This is a genomic window from Phycisphaerae bacterium (genome assembly GCA_019636475.1).
GTDB lineage: Bacteria > Planctomycetota > Phycisphaerae > UBA1845 > UTPLA1 > JADJRI01.
This window is the reverse complement of the sequence record JAHBXN010000006.1, coordinates 175,562-195,335: the sequence shown is the minus strand read 5'-3', so window position 1 is coordinate 195,335 and position 19,774 is coordinate 175,562. Positions and strand designations below refer to the sequence as shown.

At 61.6% G+C, this 19,774-nt stretch carries 16 protein-coding genes; 8 read left to right on the top strand and 8 right to left on the bottom strand.

Annotated elements, in window-relative coordinates:
- Nucleotides 1-33: 33 nt before the first annotated feature.
- Together KF841_11470 and KF841_11465 are read right to left on the bottom strand one after the other, a co-directional pair.
- Entirely contained in the window at nucleotides 34-609 is a 576-nt protein-coding gene (locus tag KF841_11470; protein MBX3395974.1) for a hypothetical protein, read from the bottom strand.
- A gap of 95 nt (nucleotides 610-704) precedes the next feature.
- Complete coding sequence (locus tag KF841_11465; protein ID MBX3395973.1) at nucleotides 705-1,733, bottom strand: HD domain-containing protein; 1,029 nt, start codon at nucleotides 1,731-1,733, stop codon at nucleotides 705-707.
- Nucleotides 1,734-2,026: 293 nt separating this feature from the next.
- On the opposite strand from KF841_11465, the gene KF841_11460 reads away from it, so the two are divergent.
- The 8 genes from KF841_11460 (at nucleotide 2,027) to KF841_11425 (ending at nucleotide 14,494) form a co-directional block, all read left to right on the top strand.
- Nucleotides 2,027-3,748, top strand: a complete 1,722-nt coding sequence (locus KF841_11460; protein MBX3395972.1) for a hypothetical protein — start codon at nucleotides 2,027-2,029, stop codon at nucleotides 3,746-3,748.
- A 142-nt stretch (nucleotides 3,749-3,890) separates the two neighbouring features.
- Nucleotides 3,891-5,549, top strand: a complete 1,659-nt coding sequence (locus KF841_11455; GenBank protein MBX3395971.1) for an alkaline phosphatase family protein — start codon at nucleotides 3,891-3,893, stop codon at nucleotides 5,547-5,549.
- Nucleotides 5,550-5,677: 128 nt separating this feature from the next.
- Nucleotides 5,678-8,113, top strand: coding sequence for a phenylalanine--tRNA ligase subunit beta (pheT, locus tag KF841_11450; GenBank protein MBX3395970.1), 2,436 nt, complete (start codon nucleotides 5,678-5,680; stop codon nucleotides 8,111-8,113).
- 328 nt (nucleotides 8,114-8,441) lie between these two features.
- On the top strand, nucleotides 8,442-9,683 hold the full coding sequence (locus KF841_11445) for a hypothetical protein (GenBank protein MBX3395969.1): 1,242 nt from the start codon (nucleotides 8,442-8,444) through the stop codon (nucleotides 9,681-9,683).
- Between the two features lie 278 nt (nucleotides 9,684-9,961).
- Nucleotides 9,962-10,840, top strand: a complete 879-nt coding sequence (locus tag KF841_11440) for a hypothetical protein (GenBank protein MBX3395968.1) — start codon at nucleotides 9,962-9,964, stop codon at nucleotides 10,838-10,840.
- 443 nt (nucleotides 10,841-11,283) lie between these two features.
- A complete protein-coding gene (locus KF841_11435) occupies nucleotides 11,284-11,772 on the top strand; it encodes a hypothetical protein (protein ID MBX3395967.1) in 489 nt (162 codons plus the stop codon).
- A gap of 200 nt (nucleotides 11,773-11,972) precedes the next feature.
- Nucleotides 11,973-13,985, top strand: a complete 2,013-nt coding sequence (locus KF841_11430) for a HEAT repeat domain-containing protein (protein MBX3395966.1) — start codon at nucleotides 11,973-11,975, stop codon at nucleotides 13,983-13,985.
- Nucleotides 13,982-14,494, top strand: a complete 513-nt coding sequence (locus KF841_11425) for a hypothetical protein (GenBank protein ID MBX3395965.1) — start codon at nucleotides 13,982-13,984, stop codon at nucleotides 14,492-14,494. The genes KF841_11430 and KF841_11425 overlap by 4 nt, the downstream gene beginning before the upstream one ends.
- Before the next feature lie 12 nt (nucleotides 14,495-14,506).
- Here the strand turns inward: KF841_11425 and KF841_11420 are convergent, their stop codons facing one another.
- The 6 genes from KF841_11420 to KF841_11395 form a co-directional block, all read right to left on the bottom strand.
- The gene (locus KF841_11420) at nucleotides 14,507-15,349 is read right to left on the bottom strand and encodes a 6-carboxytetrahydropterin synthase (protein ID MBX3395964.1); all 843 of its coding nucleotides are present in this window, start codon (nucleotides 15,347-15,349) and stop codon (nucleotides 14,507-14,509) included.
- A gap of 94 nt (nucleotides 15,350-15,443) precedes the next feature.
- Complete coding sequence (locus KF841_11415; GenBank protein ID MBX3395963.1) at nucleotides 15,444-16,280, bottom strand: DUF1834 family protein; 837 nt, start codon at nucleotides 16,278-16,280, stop codon at nucleotides 15,444-15,446.
- Between the two features lie 70 nt (nucleotides 16,281-16,350).
- Nucleotides 16,351-16,776 carry a DUF1320 domain-containing protein gene (locus KF841_11410; protein MBX3395962.1) on the bottom strand — a complete coding sequence of 142 codons (426 nt, stop codon included), beginning with the start codon at nucleotides 16,774-16,776 and terminating at the stop codon, nucleotides 16,351-16,353.
- A 24-nt stretch (nucleotides 16,777-16,800) separates the two neighbouring features.
- Nucleotides 16,801-17,715 (bottom strand): Mu-like prophage major head subunit gpT family protein, encoded by a 915-nt coding sequence (locus tag KF841_11405; GenBank protein MBX3395961.1) that lies wholly within the window; start codon nucleotides 17,713-17,715, stop codon nucleotides 16,801-16,803.
- Nucleotides 17,716-17,809: 94 nt separating this feature from the next.
- Nucleotides 17,810-18,565 (bottom strand): hypothetical protein, encoded by a 756-nt coding sequence (locus KF841_11400; GenBank protein MBX3395960.1) that lies wholly within the window; start codon nucleotides 18,563-18,565, stop codon nucleotides 17,810-17,812.
- 89 nt (nucleotides 18,566-18,654) lie between these two features.
- Nucleotides 18,655-19,683 carry a hypothetical protein gene (locus tag KF841_11395; protein MBX3395959.1) on the bottom strand — a complete coding sequence of 343 codons (1,029 nt, stop codon included), beginning with the start codon at nucleotides 19,681-19,683 and terminating at the stop codon, nucleotides 18,655-18,657.
- Nucleotides 19,684-19,774 lie beyond the last annotated feature (91 nt).

Here is a 19,774-nt window from a genome sequence, read left to right as displayed (position 1 = left end):
TGCCGTGTTGGATTCGGACGCGCCTTGAGGACGCTAAGGCGAAGGATTCGCCGCCGGCCGCAGTTCGACCGAATCGCACAGTTCCTTCATTAGCTTTTGTAATGCCGCCTGATGTCCTTCGCCATGGAGTTCGATCACGATCTCCAGTCCGTCGTCGATCCAGGCCTGCACGCGAAGAATCTCGCCCTCGTCCGGATGACTCTCTGTCATCAACACGCCCTTGAGCGGCCCGACCCGGATCGGCCGATTCCGTCCATCAAACATGCGGAAGCCGTGCCCCAATAATTCGCCAATTCCAATCGGGCCCGCGCTGGCTCGACACGAGATCGCCAGAATGCAGCGTCCGATTTCCGGCTCAAACCCGATGAATGCGAGAACCCGCGCGTCCTTCGACGCACTACCCTTGATCACGCCCCTGGCATGGCTCCAGTGTAGCGATTCCGGCAGCCTGAATTTGATCGGCCAGCCCGCCGGCTCCTGAACGTAGGACACGCGCCGGGAGGATGTCGTCCATTGCGCCAACACAAGCGTTGCCGCGAATGTGACGACCATCGCCGCCAGCGCCCACCCCGGCCGAGCCGGCGACTCACGCGTGTATTCCTTCCACATAGATTGTTCAGGATAAGTCGGCTGATGGCGGGCGGCAAATCGGAAGCCGTTCGCCCGGAAGCAGAATCAAACGCGATCTTGCGACCGCACGGAGATCAGGAGCCGGTTCCGGCAAACGACATCGGCCTCGCCAGCCTGGCCGTTAATTCCGGCTCTTCCGTGACGCGCGACACCACTCGCTCGAAGGCTTTCACGACGTTTGGATCAAACTGCACTCCCGCGGCTTCGCGAAGGATCGCGCAGGCTTCCTGAGGCGTTCGACCGCGACGATAGGGACGATCCGTGACGATCGCATCGTACGCGTCGGCGACGGCCACGACGCGAGCGCCGATTGGAATCGCGTCGCCATGCAGTCCCTCGATTTTTGAAGCGCCTGACCAGTGATCGTGATGATGTCGAATGATGGGGACCGCGCCGTCCAGTATCGATCCGAGCGAGCCCACCAGATCGGCGCCTCGAACGGTGTGCGAGTCAACCTCGGCACGCTCCTCGGCTTCCAGCGCCGCGGCCTTCTGAATCAGCCGCGTGGAGATTTCCACCTTGCCGATATCGTGCAATAGCGCGCCGACGCGAATGTTCTCAATTGTGCTCTGGGGCAGCCGCATTTCCTCGGCGATCGATTCCGCCAGTTCCGCGACGCGCATCGAATGCGACTTCGTGTATTGATCCGCCGCGTTGAGATACTTCGACAATATCTCAATGATACCGATGTGAGCTTCCTTCAGCTCGCGGATTGCCCGCCCGCGCTGGTTGGACAGCGTGCCCATGAGCAGCGCGTTCAGCCCGAGAAACGCGGCCCATGCGATGGTCGTCAGAAGAAGCATTCGCGGCGTTTCGACCGCGGTCATGTAATGCTGCGGATCGACGAACATGAATGCCGAGACGCACAACACGGAAAGCAGGGCCGTGGTGCAGGCCAGCGATCTTCCGAAGTAGTGCGCCGCAATAATGACCGGCAGATAGAAGAAATGGGCGATCACGTTCGTTGCATTGAACATCCGGTGCGCAACAATCGTGGCACCCAGCACCGCCGTAATCAACAGCAGTTCAAACCAGCCGTCAGACAGCGACTTGATCGGCGAACCAAATGTCTTCCGATTCGCTGCATCTCTCAATTGGTTCATCGATATCGGCCCTCGAATCAGCGCCTCGCACGGCACTTTGCTCCCGCCCGAACACCAGGAAAAACCTAATATCGAAATTCGTCTGAAACGAGGAGCGCCTGAAGTGAAGATTGCTTACGGGACGGAGGGTAAACACCCGTACCCCGCCGCGAACCACGCGGTTCCGATGCTCATGATCTTGACGGATATTGCAGACCTGATGTCCGGTTTCGGAACGCACCAGCCATGACCGCGCGCTACCGCCCTGCTTGCAAGGGTTTACATTCGGGCATTTCTCCGCATCATGCGCAGCCATGGCTAAAAGCCCTGATCCCCCAGCTTTGGGCGTTGCGCCGACGCGCGATGGCCTGCTCGCCGCCACATTCAGCCTGACCGGCTGCGCGTTGGCCGTCGTCTTCATATTTGTCTCGCCCGAGGGACTTCACCATTTTGATGACATCACGCATTACCTTTTCGCACGATGGGCCTGGACCTGGCCGGAGTATCTTGTCGATCACTGGGGGCGTCCCGGCTTCACGATTCCCTATTTCCCGGCAGCAGCGCTGGGGTGGACCGCCTGCAAGCTGCTCTCCGCGCTCGTCTCGGCCCTGACTGGATGGTGCGCCTTCAGGCTCGCCCAGCACGCCGGACTCGCCCGAGCGTGGCTGGTCATCCCGTTGATCTGGCTCCAACCGCTCTTTTTTCATCTCGCACAAACCACGCTTACGGAGACGCCGCTTGCGTTGTACCTTTCGCTGGCGCTGTTGCTTGCCGTCCGCGGGCGATGGACCTGGTCGAGCGCCGTCATCTCCGCGGCGTTCGTCACCCGGCATGAGGCGATTCTCTTTCTTCCAATCTGGATCTGCTTTGCCTGGAGAACCGGCGTCTCCTGGCGACGGCTCTGGCCCATTCTCTGGGCGCCCATCGCCGTCAACGCCGCCTCGATCATGCTGGGAATGCCGACGACGATCGAACTCTATCTCACGCCCAAACCTTCAAACCAGTACGGAAGTGATGGCTGGCTCACGTTCTTCGCCCGGGGGCTTCACGCATGGGGACCGAGTGTCGCGGTACTGGCATGGGTTGGACTGCTTCGCACCGCATCCGCCGACTTCGAGCGGATCAGCCGGAGGACCTCGCTCTTCGCCGAGGGCGAGACCGATGCGCCGACAAGCTCGGCCTCCCATTCAAGCTCCGAAGCGCCGAAGCAGATCGGCCGCGCGGAAACAATGCGATTCATCGCAACGTGCGCGATCGCCTACTTCGCAGCGCAAAGCGTGATCCGGGCACTCGGCCTTTTCAACAGCGGCGGATATGCGCGATTCCTGGTTCCCATCTCCCCATTCATGGCGGCGTTCGCCCTGTCGGCATGGAACTGGCTTACGGACGCCAACCCGATCGAGCGCCGACGCGCCACCGCTGCCGTCGCCGTCGTGTTCGCTTTCCACTGGCTCTCGCTTGAATGGCAGCTCCGCCATCACGCCGGCATCGATATCGAATTCCCGATGTTGCACGAAGCGCTTGTGGCGCTGCGCGTGATGACCGGGGGAATTATCCTGCTCGCCGCGATTGCCATTGCTCGACCGCGACCGACCTGGAGTCGCTGCCTCGTTCCCGCAGCAATGGGACTCGTCGCTGCACTCACGGCGTACGTTTTTGTCCGACCGCTCGCGCCGCCGCCTGAAGCGCCGATGATCACCGACATGCGGAACACGCTGATCGCCCGCGGCCTGGCCGACCGGCCGATCATTTCCGCGGTCACGTGGGTCGACTATGCGACAAATACGTCTCTACCCTATCGACGCAGAACAACCCGGGAACGAATCGACGCCGCGCCGGCCGGAGTCCTTGTCGTCTGGGAAGAGCAGTTCGCGGGCAGTCCGGACCACGGCATTTCACTCGAATCACTCCGGGAGGACTCCCGCTTCCGGCTCATCTACTCCAGTGCCGCGAAACCGTTCCGGACCGAGCCCTACTTATTCGTTTTCGAAAAAGTGGCGGATCCGTCCCTGAAAACCACCCATCCAACACCCTAACCACCGTCAAGCGGGGAGATTAGCGATATGGCCGCCAATTTGCTTAGATTTCTGAATTGACCTAGAATTCCCCGCTTTGGAGTGAGTCGCGGCGCGCGCGGTTCGATCGACAGACGCCGTCGCGGCACCCGAGGACGCTGCGTTGATCACATCCGCGCGCACCAACGATGACGAACGCCATGGCCTGTTCGGCCGCCTCCTGCTCATCGGGCTCGATGGCGCAACCTTCGACGTGCTCGGTCCGCTCATGGATCGCGGCCTCATGCCCGAATTGAAAGACCTCGTTGACCGAGGCGTCTCCGGTCCGCTCGAGTCGACGCGCCCGCCGATCACGCCGGCGGCGTGGACAACCTTCATGACCGGCAAGGGTCCGGGCAAGCACGGCATCATCGACTTCCTTCGCTACGATCCCACGACCAATCGACTCTCGTTCAACAACAACACAAAAATCAGCACCAAGGCGAAGACCATCTGGCAGATTCTGTCCGACAAACATTACCGCGTCGGCTCCATCAATGTGCCGATGACCTTTCCGCCCGAGCCGGTCAACGGCTTTATGATCTCCGGCTTCGACACGCCGCCGGGCAAGGACTTCACCTACCCCAAAGCGCTGCAGAAAGAAATCCTGGCCAAGTACCCTGACTACACCCACGAGAAAAAATGGGAGCGCAAAGCGACCGGCGGGGAAGATCTTTTCCGCAAGAACATCGAATACATCATGCAGAGTTTCGATCGCGGCCACGATCTCGCCCGATTCTGCGGCGATAAGTACGGCTGGGATGTCATGATGGTTCTTTACAAGTTCGTTGATAACCTCCAGCACAAGGCATGGCGCCATATCGACGAACGAACCAGGCACGAAAACCCCGTCCGCGCCAAGCTCGTCGAACAATGCTGGACGCACCTCGACAGCGTCATCGGCAAGCTCAAGGCGCTCGCCGCCGAGCAGAACGCCGACATCATCGTCATGTCCGATCATGGTCACGGCAGCCTGGACGGAAAGGTTCAGCCCAACCTGCTTCTTAAGCGATGGGGCTACCTCTCGCTCCGAAGCCCGCTCGCACAACTGCGAATCCGCGCCTCCACCCTGTGGCGACGGCTCACCAATCCCGGCTTCGCCGCTTCGATCGGGCAATCGAGTCATCTCGATCAAGATCTTGCGATCGATTGGCCGCGAACCCAGGCGTGCGTCCTGCACGCGGGCGTCTACGGATTTCTCTACCTCAATCTCAAGGGTCGCCAGCCGCAGGGAATCGTGGAACCACGCGACTTCAATCGCATCCGCGCCGAAATCCGCGAAAAACTGCTCGCCGCGAAGTGCAAGGACCGCGACGGGAAGGAAATGAACATCTTCAGCGACGTCTTCGTCACCGAAGATCACTACAACTGCGATCGCGCGGCGCACCCCTGGATGCCGGACCTGCTTCTTGCGCCTGCTGACGGTCTCGCCGCCGTCAAAAAAATCCGTGGCAACGCCCCGGTGCGGTGGGTTCCGTTCAACCGACTCGAAGGAACCCATCGGCTCGACGGCGTTTTCATCGCACAGGGAGCGGCGGTCAAATCCGGCATCACCCTTCGCGCCCATATCGCCGACCTTGCGCCGACGATTCTTGCCGGCCTCGGCGAGCCCGTGCCCAAAGACATGGATGGCAAGGTGCTGCGATCCATCTTCACTTCCGCGGTCGACGTTGCGTACGAGCCGCCGACAGAACGCAAGGTCGATGAGGCCTCGCCGATGCTCTCCGAGCAACAGATGCAGGAAGTCGCCACCCGTCTGAGCGACCTGGGCTACCTCGATTGATCGCCCCGCCGCACTCCTGAAGATCCGCCTTCGCCGATACACCTGTTCCCCCGGCGGCCCAACTTCATCCCCGGACCAAATTCGGTTCTAATAACCCACCAAACTTCGACCCACGGTGGAACCACGATATGCTCATCTCCCTCAACTGGATCAAGGACTTCGTCGCCATCCCGGACGCCATCGCGCCAAAGGATCTCGCGCTTCAATTCACCATCACCACCGCCGAAGTCGAGGGCGTCGAAGAGCACCTCTCCGACTTTGAAGGCGTCATTGCAGCTCGAATCGAATCCATCCGAACCCAACCGGGCGATGGGAAACTGAAGACTGTCATCGTCGATGCCGGCGGCAGCCGTCGCTACACATCCGTCACGACAGCGCCCGATGTGGCCGCGGGCGACATGATCGCCTATGCGCCGCCCGGCGCCCGCGTTGGCGCGCAGACCCTGGGCGAAAAAGATGCGGCCGGAAGAGACTCCCAGGGCATGATCGTTGCCTGGGGCGCGATCGGCTTTCCGCATATTGGCGCACACGCCATCAGGCTCCCCGCCGCCTCTGACTCGGCCGCCTCCGGCTTCACTGCGGGCGATCCCGTCGCCGCCGAGGTGTTCGCCGACTGGGTCATCGAGGTTGATAACAAATCAATCACACACCGGCCCGACTGCTGGGGACACTTCGGCATCGCCCGGGAAATCGCCGCGATGCTCCGCCTGCCGCTCAAACCGATTCACGCCACGCCGACGGCATCACTGATCAACCCAAGCGGCACACCCGTTCCCATCGAGATCGACGATTCCGACAAATGCCCGCGATACTCCGCGCTGGCATTCACCGGCCTTCGTGTCCAGCCGTCACCGCTCTGGATGCAGGCCCGACTCGCACTGTGTGGCATGCGGCCGATCGACCTGATCGTCGATCTGACCAACTACGTCATGCTCGAGCTGGGCCAGCCGATGCACGCTTTCGACGGCGAAAAGGTAAAGAACATCCAGGTGGCGGTCGCGAAGCCCGGCGAAATATTCAGAACGCTGGATGGCATTGATCGAGCGCTTCCGAACGGCGCCCTCATGATCCAGACCAATCGAAAGAACGTCGCCATTGCCGGGATCATGGGCGGAGCGGAAACCGAAGTCGGCCCCGAAACCACCACCATTCTCCTGGAATCCGCCAACTTCGATGCCCCCACCATCCGCCGAACGGCCACCGCGATGGGCCACCGCACCGAGGCCTCCGCCCGATTCGAGAAGTCCCTCGATCCGACCAACACCGTTCTGGGCATCGCCCGATTTCACGCGCTGGCTGTTGCCGAACGCCCGCAGCTCAAGATCGCGTCGGCGCTCAGCGATTGTTATCCCTCACACATTTCACCCACGCCGATCACGGTCGACTGCGACTTCGCCGCCCGATTCATCGGCCCGCTCGTTGGCGATGAGTCCGTCACGCCGAGCCTGATGATCGACATCCTCTCGCGGCTCGAATTCGCGTGTCGGCTGGACGGCAACAAACTGACCGCGACGCCTCCCACGTTTCGCGCCACCAAGGACATCAGCATCGAAGCCGATCTGCTTGAAGAGATCGCCCGATTCGTCGGCTACAACAACATCGCCCCCGCTCTACCGCGGGTCAGCGCAAGACACTTCGAACCGTCGAAGGAACTGGACGTCGAACATCGCACACTCAACCACTTGTGCATCGGCGGCGGTTTCATTGAGGTGCACAATTACATCTGGTATGACGACGTCTGGCTCAGAACCATCGGCCACGAGGCCGGAGAATGCATCACCCTGCGGAATCCCGCGGCTGACCACTGCTCGCGCCTCCGACGCTCGCTCGTGCCCGGCCTGATCGCAATGGCCGAATCCAACCGCCACCATCACGACCGTTTTCAACTCGTGGAGATCGGATCGGTCTTTGAAGCCGGCCACGACACTGTCGAAACCTCCCAGCAACGACGCATGGGACTGCTCGTGGCTCAACAGGGCAAAAAGACTGAATCGCTTGTCTGGGACCAGTTGCGACTCGCGCTGGCCGGCTGGGCGCGGCAGATCACCGAGTCCGACGTGTCATTCAAGGCCACGAAGGCTGCGGCAGCCTGGGAGGACGCCGACCGAATAGCCGAAATCGTTCTCGACCGGAAGGTCATCGGCCGAGCCACCATCCTGCCGGCCTCGCTTCTGCTGAAAATAGACGAGCGTCTGCGGTCGTGGTCGTTCGCCGTCGCGGAAGTGGACCTGGCCGTCGCGGCGGGCCTGCTGGAGCGATTCGAGAAGCTGCCCCTGGTTCCGCGCCATCCCCAGGCGGAACTGGACTTCAGCGTGATTGTCGACGCCGGCCAGAGGTACGAATCCGTCGCCGAGCAACTGTCGGCATACCGCCATGAGCTCATGCGCCAGCTTGCCTACATCGGCGCCTACGAGGGCGGCGCCATCCCCGAAGGCAAGCGGAGCCTGTTGTTCCGCGCCCGCATCGGCTGCGACGATCGCACATTGACAGATGTCGATATTCAGTCCTTCAGCGCGAAATTCCGCGATTTCCTCGCAGAGAATCATATGGAACTCCGCGGTTAATCTTCGAGCGCTCTCGCTGGGACAGACTCGGGATTTTCCCTAGCGCATTGAAATCCGGCGAAAGGACCAATAAACTGGACCACACAGGTCGAAAACTACCACGGGGCGGGGACAACGGCCCGCAAGGTCCTGGATTCGCTGTCACGTGACGACCGTTATACCCGAAGTCATTGTTACGCCCGCCCCATTGATTCCGAGACTCGGGGGCTCACCGCGCCTTGATGTATATCACGCCGTGGAAATGGTGACTTGCACCTGACACCCCGGCCCGCCGTTCGCCGGAACGCAGAAGCAGGCGGGCAACCGCCAAGTATTTACGGATGTCTTCATGCAGCACCGTCGAATCCGCACCGTGTCACTGGGTCTGCTTCAGGCATGGGCCCTGCTCTCGACGCGCGGCCTTGCCTCCGCCCGCGCCCAGGAGCCATGTCCCGAACACCTTCCCGGATTAACCATCGCAACAATCCAATCAGGTGACATCACCGAGGCGTCGGGTCTGGCGGCAAGCAGGAACAGCCCCGGCATACTCTGGACACACAACGACAACTACAACGACCAGCGCCTTTTCGCCATAGGACAGGACGGAATCGTACGCGCGACCTGGACACTCGAAATCCCATCGCCAGTCATCGACCCGGAGGATCTCGACATCGGCCCCGGACCGGTCGCCGGCGTGGACTACCTGTACTTCGGGGACATCGGCGACAACAACAGCCAGCGAGCCAGCATTCGCGTTTTGCGCGCCCCCGAACCGATCGTCGCCTACGGCCAGCTTGGCGTCAGTGGCTCAATTCCGGCCGATGTCATCACACTCACCTACCCCGATGGCCCGCGCGACGCCGAGTCACTCCTTGTCGACGCCAACGGTGACCTCTATATCGTGGCCAAGAAAGTGACGCCCGGCCGCGTCTATCGCTGCCCATTCCCGCAGTCCACCACTCAGGTCAATCTGCTGCAAGAGGTCGGACAATTGAACGGCTGGAACACCACGCCGCCCACGGGTGGAAGCATCTCATTCGACGGGTCGGCGATCATCATTCGCGGCTACTATCGAATCTCAATGTGGACGCGCGCGCGGGGAGACTCCATTGCCGCAGCCCTCGCGAGACCGCCGTGCGACAGGCCGATTGTCTGGGAGCAACAGGGGGAGGCCGTCTGCTTTTTTCCACAGGGGCTCGGCTACTTCACAGTCAGTGAGGGATCGGCTCAGCCGATTCATTACTTTCCAAGACTGCTCACGTGCACCAGCAACGAACAATGCGACGACGGCGACCCCTGCACCATCGATATCTGCGATAACATCGGATGCGCCCATCTGCCCGACTTCAATGACGCGGACGGCGACACAATACCCGATTGCCTCGACCTCTGCCCGGATTCGCCGGCTGGACAACCCGTCGATGAATTCGGCTGCCCCATGTTCTCCGGCAACCGAATCGGCCAACTAATCAGCGCCCTTCTCGCCGATGAACTCGACCACGATCTTATCGAGCGATTCGATCGCAACGCCGACGGCCTCGTGAACGCAATCGACATGGCCATCATCATCCGCGAACTGCTGAACAACTGATCGCTCAACGCGGATTCGACTCACCAGCCAGTCCAACAGCCACCCAGTACCTGCGAACGGCGGCCGCTTCGACACGCCTTCGAACAACCGGCGCGAACCGGGATCGCTCGGCGCACCTTGGCCGATCCGCCCCACAGTCCTTCCTCGCAAAATGACCTCCGGTCGGCGAGGCATCCGCTCCGTCGACTCCCACCAGCCGCAATATCGTGCGGCATCGTCCCAATTCCTTTAGAATGGTCCGGCCGGAAAAAGCGCCGGCTAACGCCTGGAGAGTTGCCATGCCTGAAAAACTGCCTGTCGATTCAAAACCCTCCAACCCACCTGCCGCCCCGAAATCCGCGAAGACGGCACATGGATCTTCGAGCTTTCGAGCCGTTATCGGCAGGATCATCACCGCGATCTTCACGCCGATTGCATGGATCATCCGGCCGCTCGTCTTCCGCGTCAGCAAGCACCACGGCAACCCGAAGGTGAACTTCACGAGCTTCTCGAATCTGCTCTATCTCTGGCCCATCATGATCATTGGCTGGGTCGGACCGTGGCTCTGTGCCGGAGACAATCCATGGATTTCCGCAGGCACCATGGGATGGATCTGGATCACCATCATGCTCGTTGTGATCATTTGCATCGGCTCCGACACCGATCGAAACAAGACCGCCGCCATCGCCGCGGTCATCATCATCCTCTGGCTGGTCGGCATGCTCGTCGAAGCCAAAAAAGGCATACCCGTACTATCAAACATCAAGTCCTATTTCGAAAACTACCACGTCAAATTCGATCCCGGTACGGCTGGCGTCTTCAGCCTGGCCACACTCATCATTCTGGGGTTCGTCGTCCTTGCAGCCTGGTTCGACGGCCGCTACGAGATCACAACACGAGAAATCACCCACAAGCGGATCTTCCGCACGAGTGATTCGCTGCCTCGCGCCGCGAAACGTGTCAAACGCGACTGGCGAGATCTCATCGAGACCTTCCTCGGCCTTGGAGCCGGTGACGTCATCGTTCTGGACTCCAACAGCAACGTAGTGATGCGAATACCCAATGTGCCGTTTCTCTGGTTTTTCCGGCAGGATGTGGACCACATCCTCGAGGTGATCGCCACAACCGAGGTGTCCGCCGATGAGATGGCGATCGTCGAAGCCGAGGACGCGGCCTGACCCTGGCGCCTCCCGCATTCGAACCGGCACAACATAAATACTTTCCGCCAACGATTGACGAACTTTTCGCGCGCGGATGTGCTATTATGATGAAAGGCAGCAATCATTACATCGAAGTCAGCCGGGCCGGGAACCCATCAATCACGATACGCGACTAACTGGCTTGGGGCTGGCGTGTCAGGAAAAATGGATTCCGACGGCTTCGACCACCGGAGTGATGAACCGTGTCGCAAGCGTGTCCCACTTGCCGAAGCGATCTCAGAGCGGGGGCGAGATTCTGCGCGCGGTGTGGCGAATCACTGCTCCGAAATGCCGCGCCCCCACTCGCCGCCATCCTGTCCGCCCACGGGACAGTCGCCCGTCATACCCCAAGATCCAGCCACACCAACGACCGCATCCAAATAGGCGGCGCTCCGGCGAAACCCTCCACGGCCTGGTTCTGGATGTTTTTTGTATTACCGCTCGCTGTGTGCATCTGCACGCCGTTGCTCTTCCAGATTGGAAGCGGATTGCATGAAAACGCGGAGAGGCAGCTCCAGATAAGATTCGCTGATGCCGACAAACGCCGAATCGATGCCCTCTATGACCTGTTGAAGCCCAACGACGTCAACGTCCTCGTCGGCCGCACACCAGGAGGCGTGGAACTCAACGGAACGGCTGGAGAGATTCGCTCCCTCTCGCGATTAATTGAAATGATTCAATCGAACCCTTCGCCGACACGAACCGCGGACCAGACGGACGCACGTATCATCCGCCGAACCTACCGGCTCCGGGACAGTCGCGCCGCCGATCTGGCACGCGTGCTGTCCTTCACGCCCTCTCATGTCCGGTATACGCTCGATCAAGGCACGCTCATCGTCACCGCCACCCCCGAAGACCATTACGCGATCGATTCCGTCGTCCGACTTCTCGGTGGCCGATCCGGCAACTGAATCGCGCCCGGCCGGTAGCGCCGCCCATTCGAAGCGCGACCGCTTATCGGCCCACGCCATTTCTCCGAGACCGTTTCATATGCGACATTAACTCATGCGTCGCGACGATACGGAATCGTCCGCAACCGACTTAATTAACGCGGGACGGCGGGCGGGCCGATCTCCCGAAGACGGTGTATGCCGTCAACGCGGGGTGAGCTTTGAGCCAACGTCCGAAAGTCCTCGACATTCTCGCCGAAATTCCAGGGCCGGCAGCTGATCAAGCCCTGCTCGGAGGAGTTCTGGACGTCGCACCAGAGATTCAGGTCGAGATCGTCAAAACCCTTCTGCTCCGCAACACCGACGCCGGCCTGCAAGGTCTGCCTCCCATCTTCTTCAAGTTGACGACCGATGCGCAAAACCAGGTCGTGGCCCATGCTTCAAAGATGTTCGGCTCGCTGCGAGCCTGCATCGCCGACAGCATGCCCCAGACACGACAGAACACGCTCGAAATCGTTCGGCGCAGCGCGAACCCGCGGCTGGCATATCTCGTCGCCCACGCCATGCACGACGGCTCGCAGAAAATCCGCGCCGAAGCCGCGTCCACCATGCTCGAACTGACCCAGCGGCATCTCGAATCGCGAATCGGAACCATCGAATCCCTTCGCGAAACGCTTGACGGATCGCCCGAGATGGCCAGTGTCGTCACGGAGGCACTCAAAGTACTCGACGCGGAGCGCAAGTTCCTCTTCAACGCGCTGCGCGAGGCCCTCGAACACTACGAAAGCCATCACCGACCGGAAATCGTCGAAGCCGCAATGCTCGTCGCGCCCGATCTCGAATCGAGCCTCTTCGACCAGGCCACGATCAAACGCGGAAAGCTCACACACGCCATGTTCGAGCTGCTCGCCGGAGAGCTTGAACCCCGATTCGTCCCCTTCGTCTATGTCGCCCTCGGCCACCCCGAAATGCGCCGCCGCCTCCTGCCGAAGCTCGCCGCATGTCGCAGCCACGAGTTTTACGCCGAGTTCATCCGCCACTACTGGATCACCCGAGATCAGGAAATCCGCAAGAGCCTGGTCTATATCCGGTCCCTTGACTGGCTCGAGGATGGCTTCGAAGCCGTCTTCAATCTGCCCGCCGACGCCGCGGTCATACTCCCGGGCTGGCTCCTTGCACTCGGCCTCCCGGCAGCCCAGAAGGTGGCCTTGCTCCTCAACTGCCTCATCGTCGACAACCCGGCGGCAAACCGGGCAGCGGTCTGGGCGCTGATCGACATCGACACGCCGGCCAGCACCGCCGCCATCGAGAGCCTCGCATCCCACGAAAACCCAATGATCAGTTCCATCGCCCGCGTCGAGCTGGAACGCCGGACCCACCATCAGCGCCAGGCGCAACGGCGGATCGAGTCTCGCGGCCGTCCGCACGAATGGGCCGCCCTGCTTGATCGAGGAAATCTGAAGGAAGACTTCGAGGATTTCTGGCACAACTTCGAGCACATTCATCCGGCGCAGGCACTCGAGGCCGGACACCACGCGCTGAAGTTCATACCCGGCTTCACCACCCACATGCAGATCAAGCTGCTTTCACAAAATGCCGCCGATCGATTCCGCGCCGTCCGGCTCGCACTCGCCCTGAACATCGCCGTACACTTCGAGCGTGACATCTATACCTGTGCCAATGATAAGACACCTGAAATTCGCGCCGCGGCCATGACCGCGCTCGGACAGATCGCCGGCGAAACCAGCCGAAGAATCCTCGAACGCGCGATCAATGATGCCGCCGATTCAGTCCAGGCCGCGGCAATCAACGCACTCGACCAGATGGGCGCCAAGCGACGCGAACAACTCGTCGCACCGAAGATAAACAGCGACGACGCCGATGTAAGGTCTGCCGCCGTGCGGTGTCTCCTTAAGATGCGCGTCCCGGCGTCCGCCGCCGCCCTCATTCAAATGCTACAGGACATCCGGCCCGATCACCGCTGCGCGGCCCTCTGGATCGTTGACCAACTGCGCCTCGCCGCCATACTCCCCAGAATCGCCACGATCGCCCAGTCCGATCCCGACCCGCGCATCGTGCGCGTGGCGATGCACGTCATGCGACGACTCCACCGATCCGGAAGCCAGCCCGCGCCGCAGGTCGCACCGCGATCGGCCGCAAACCCCGCGGCCAATGCAGCCAACGCCAACGGGACCGCACCAGCCGAAATGCCCGGTCCGGAGGTGAAGGCATGAACCCCGCCCCACTGCTGCTCGCACAATCCAAAATCGAAGAGCGCCTCAGCGCCATACGCGGCGGATTCAACGACCGACAGACCGATCCCACGCAGGTCACCGGCGTGATCGTTGCCATCCTCATTCCCGTATCCATTGTCCTGCTGGTCTTTGTCGTCCAGGCATTGCGAACACGAATCAAGGCCGGGCGATCCTCGCCGGCACACCCGCTGAAACTCTTCGATACCGTGCTCAAGAAAATGGGCGTTCGGCTCTCTGACCGATTCCTGCTTCGCGCGTTCGCCCGGTCAGTCAATGTGCCGCAGCCCGCCGCCCTGCTCTTCAGCCGCGAAAACTTCGAACGCCACGCCGCGCGATGGCTCGAAAGGCTGACGATCGGCTCCCTGCGCCGCCACGCCGTGACCCGAATCGCCGTCATAGCCGATCTCGCGTTCGGTGACAGGAATGCGACATCAAGCGGGCAGCGACCGCCTCAACACCCAACGGCCGCGTCACAAGCCCCGGCGTGATTCCGGCAGGACTCAGTCGCCCCCTTGATACTCCGCATACGTTTTCGCGGTCTCCCACACACGAACACGATGTAGCACGGCAGGCGAAAGCCTGCCCTCAAGATACCCCCAGATAACCCGCGCGATGTTCTCCACCGACGGATTCAACGACGCGAATTCCGCCACATCGGAATTCAAATGCGTGTGATCCAGTCGATCGATGACCGCCTCCTTCACGACGGCCTCAAATCGCGGAAGCGGAAGCACCGTGCCGTCCTCCGACATGATATGACGAGCGACTGTCACCTCAACCTGATAGTTGTGACCATGTCCGTTCGGATTGTTGCACTTGCCGAAGCATGCCCGGTTCTGCTCATCCGACATCGTCGGCACATGCAGACGATGCGATGCCGAAAACTCGAAGCATTGCGTCAACTCCACCATGTCGAAATCCTCCGAACGAACCGAGCACGACAGATACGGCGTCGTCCACAGGCGCAGCGCCTTCAGTTCGCAGCCCTCCGCCATCGCCGCCCGAAGCGCCTGCGCAATTCCGCGCACGAGAGACTCGCCCGTCAGCTTCGCGCCGATCGTCGAAAGCCGCGATGCCGTTAGCGGAATCGCATGAATCCGCAACAGCCGGTCCAGTTCCTGTATGTTGATGAGATAGCCCGTCGTCGCGTTCGGTGTCCCGCAGACCGTCACGCGCAGAACAAGAAAAGGGGCGATACCGACCGCCGACGGCCAGCCGCCCCATGAGTTCGAAATCGGATGCGCCCGCGCAAAACCGTCTTCGCCGTGTGCGACCATCGCCCAGTCGCGGTCGATCGAAAATCGAATCTCCCGTGTGAGCCGAATCAGCCCACCCCGGTTCATCGCCCCGCTTGTCCGTGAATCTTCCACGCCCGCATTGTAGCCCGGAAGGCCGCTTGACCGCACGGGCGCCGTACCGAACGCCGCGGTCCCGGAATTACAGCTTCTGCACGAACACGATCTCCGCAGGCTGCGCGACCAGACCCCCGCGCACCAGTCGCGGGCCCTTTCGAACCAACCAGGTGATTGTGCAGCCGGTCAGCGTATGAACACCCGCTTCCTCGATCGTCGCCGACGCCAGACTGCCGATCGCCGACTCAATGCCCTCCTCGACCGCGCTCAAGCCCGACTGTGACTCCGCCCGCAACTCACCCATCCACCGAACGATCCGGCTGCCCGACTCGAGCGAAATGCGATACACCGCCCTGCCCTCATGATGGACATACTCCAGCACTTCGGCGTTCTGCGGACCGACTTCCATCGACATCCGGCTCAAGGCACCCTGAATCGCCGATCCGTCAAAAGTCAGTCCCGCCGACGGCACATCCTCAACGATCGCTCCGATACGATACACAAGTTCATAAACCACCGACCGTTCGTCCGCCTCGACAAATCGAACCTGAAGGCAGACAAGTTCCAGTCCGCCGTCGATTTCAAATCCGTCCAGTACGCCGCGGGCCGCATCGATCAACGCGAACGCGCCCGCCGAGCCGGAGTCACCGTGCCTCGGATCTGACACCAGACGGCTCGACCGCGATCCGATCAACACCGCGAACCTCGGTCCGCGCAGGATGGCCCGTGTTTCCGGAGCCGTCGGTTCCTCCAAAAACGCAACATAGGCAGCGGGCATTCGCTCCCGGGCCAGAGCCTCCCGATTCCACGGTCTCCGCCCACCACTCGCCCCCTCGACGGTCCGGAAGGCGGCTGTCGCGCCGATCTGAGCGGTCCCCAGCCTCTCTACGATCGAATTCTCAAAATCACCCAGGCGCGACATACCGCCCTCCATTCAAATCCGCCGGTCCGCTCACGTCCCGGACCATGCCGGCGTGATTGATCAGCCGACCTTACAGGTCGCGCAATCCGGCCCGTGTCATCTCCCGCGAGGGCCCGGCCGATCGCGCGGACGAGGCCGCCTCGGAAACAAGCGGCAGGTGTGCCACGGACGACGCCACCCGGCTCAGCCATGTCACGGCCTCGACATAGGATCGAGACACGTCCGCAGGTACCGGCGGCTTTCGACGATGCAGCCGATAAATGGCGATGTCCAGCACAAACGACTTCAGCACAGCCGCAATCGACGGCGCCGCCGAAGCATCCACCGGTGTCTGATAGCGCCCCGCGAGATAGCTGTCAGCCTCGCCTTCCGCTCCCAGTCGCGCTTCCTCCACTTTCGCAGGATCGGCCGATCCGGTTCCCGCGTCGTCCGTCAGTTCCACGTAAAGCTGCGACCCCAGCCGCAGTTCAATGTCCGCATTCGTGAGATACGACATAGGCTCCCCTCCCACGGAATCCGCTCAAACGAAATCCGTTCGCACCGCATACTGCCAATAGCCGTATGCCATCCGGTATCGTGCCCGCACACCGAACAGGAACTTCTCCCGGCGGAACCCCTCGTCGGAGTTCTCGGTCAGCCCGTTGAATTCGATCGGCTCACGATCCTGAAAAATGAACGGTCGCACGACACCGTCGGTTTTCAGCAGGTACCATTTGGACGCATCCGCGAGCCACGGGAATGACACCACGGACGCGATGCCGGCCAGCACATTCGTCTGATTGTTGATGATCGTAGCGTTCACCGCTTCCGTCGCGGTAAACAGCATCGTCGCCGGAACCACGCACACCAGACCGCTCGCCGACATCATCATCGGCTCGCCTTGGTCGTCCCGGTAGGTGAGCATCCGGCTGATCGCCGCCTGGAGCGCATCCTTGAATTCGGAAACGGTCGGCGCGTCGGTCGCGGTCGCATCGAACGTCATTAGATTGCTCTGATTGCCCGATGCCCCGGACGCGTGGAACGCACTGAAGAAACTCACGCCGTCGTAGCTGTTGTGACCGGCCGATTCACCCTGAATCAGCAACTGCGACAACAGGTAGTCCTTGTGTGTCGCGGCTCGCTGTGCCAGCTCGCCGACACGAAGTCGAATCTGGCCGGTCTGATCGTCGCTGATTTCGTCCCGGTCAACTTCAAGCGTGGCCTCGTACTTCAGATTCTCAATCGAGTAACTCTCGGTTCGCAGTCCCTTCGCGAGGCGGCCTGTTCCCCACTCGCGAACCTGCGGGACCGTCCCGAGCCACCGATACGTTTCGCGATCCGATGCCGACGAAACCCGCGTCGACAAGTCCTGAAAGTGCGTCCTCGTCCCATCGAATCGATTAAAGAACTCGCCGCGAAGCCCCTTGGTCAATAGACCCGTGTTGATAATCGCCATTCGCCCTGTCTCCTTGCTATCGCTCAAATCGGGCCGTCCGCCCGCCCGACAACCGCATTCACACCACAATCACATAACAACCCGTCGACCGGCATCACGGCAGTTCGACGTACCGAATCGACAGCATTCCCCCCTGTCCCGCCGTACTCGATGCCTGACCGACCCGCGCATGAAGCGGCACACCCGCCTCAAAACTCCGATCCGCCAGCGTCAGCGTCACCGGCGTATTCGCCGTCAGTGTCGACAATGCAAACGCATCCACCATCTCATCCGGATCAGACGTCACCACGCCAACATCCAGATTCCCCTGATCCGGCACGACCCGGAACGAAACCTGCGCGCTGATCACGCGAATGGCTCGCTGCGGAATCAGCACCGCGTGCATTGACGCCGCCGAGGTTGAGCTGACCAGCGGCACATTCACCGCCAGTTCGGCGAACGATCCGCCCACCGGCATGATTCGAACCACGCTGGAGCTCGCGCCGAGCACCGCCATGATGACACCGATGAAGCTGGCGCCGGCGCCCGGCTGCGTCGTTGTCGATTCACTATCCGCCGCATACACGGGAGCCCCCACGATCGCCTGGCTCACAAGGCTCGTCGGCACGACGAAATCGCCCTGCGTGTAAACCCGAACCGAACGGTCACCCGCCAATCCCGTCGTGTTGTCGATCTCTTCGTAGGCAACGCCCGCGAACTGATCGCCCGCCGACAAATTCCGTACGCAGCCCGATTCACGCTCGATGCCGACAAAAGCCCCCCTGAAGACCCGTGCCGACTCTGCGACACCAAAACTCCGAAGCTCCTGATCCACATAACGATTCAGTTCCCGATTCTCAATCAGTGCCATGATGACAATCTCCGCCTTTCTTCCTCCGGAAAGCAATGACTCGTTCCTGTTTCATCGTTCCATTCCAGCCGCCCCGCGACGGCCGCTGTCTAGCCCGGCACCACGCCGCGGACAGATGCCGCCGCATAGGCATCCTCCGAACACAGCCGCTCCAGAAATACCCGGTTGGATCGCCACTCCGCACGAGCCGCTGCGGCCGTCGTGCGATCCGGCCCCGATGATCCGCTTTCAGGTCGTCGCCCGGGCAATGACATCCGTCCCGCCGCCACCAGCACCGGTGCGCCTTCAGCCCATCGATCGAATTCCGTCGGCGCGCGAAGCGCCAGCGCGAAAGCCCAATCCCGCTGCGCCCGGGTCAATTTTCCAGCCGCCATCGCCGACGCAACCCGGTCCGCCGCCGCACGTTCCGCCTCCGCCCCCTGATGGGCCCGAAGCCGGCCGACGGCGGTCCGCAGCACAAGCGCCGCATCCGAAGTTGCATCCAGCGACAATGCAACCCGCAGCGCAGCGAGATGCGCGGCAGTCGGATCAGCGGGGTCGAGTCCGCACTTCGGATCCTCCGGCGATGGCGCCTGATTCACCACCGGCCGCATACCCGCAATCGCCGGCTTGTTCGTAAGTGCCACGCTATGGACACCCACGATCCGAAGATCACTCTGCCGAACCAGGGCGACCGGTGAAACATACCGATACTCGCGACTCGCCAGCCGCTCGGCGCCGATGCCGGTCCACGTCACGTCCGCCCACAGCCCCGGCGCAACAGGCTGACCCGGCCGTCCGGCCTCGACGGGCGACACCGCCGAAAGCCCCGTGATCCAGCCAGCGGCCGGCGCCTGCCCGGACGGCGAGCTGTATTCACCCCCGAGCGTCTGATGTTCGAAGTCGACCGGCAGATCCGCGCCATGCTCCGCGAAAGCCGCCAGCGTCAATCGCGCGGCTTCGTCATCGCACAGAAACGAGCCGGACTCACTCTCGACCATGCCCCAGGGAACAATCAGCAATCGTCTCGGAATCCCGGCCTTCGCGTTCGCCACCGGTTCAAGGCCGGAAGCCGCGAGCACCAGCCTCACGCAATCCGTCCCCGCCTTCACACGATTCGCCTCCTGTGTTTCTGACATGAGCAGCCTCCTTTGAAATGAACATGCCCGCTCTGACCTGATCCCCCAGGTCATTCCCGGCGGGACACCGTCCGTAAGCTTGCTCGGCGCT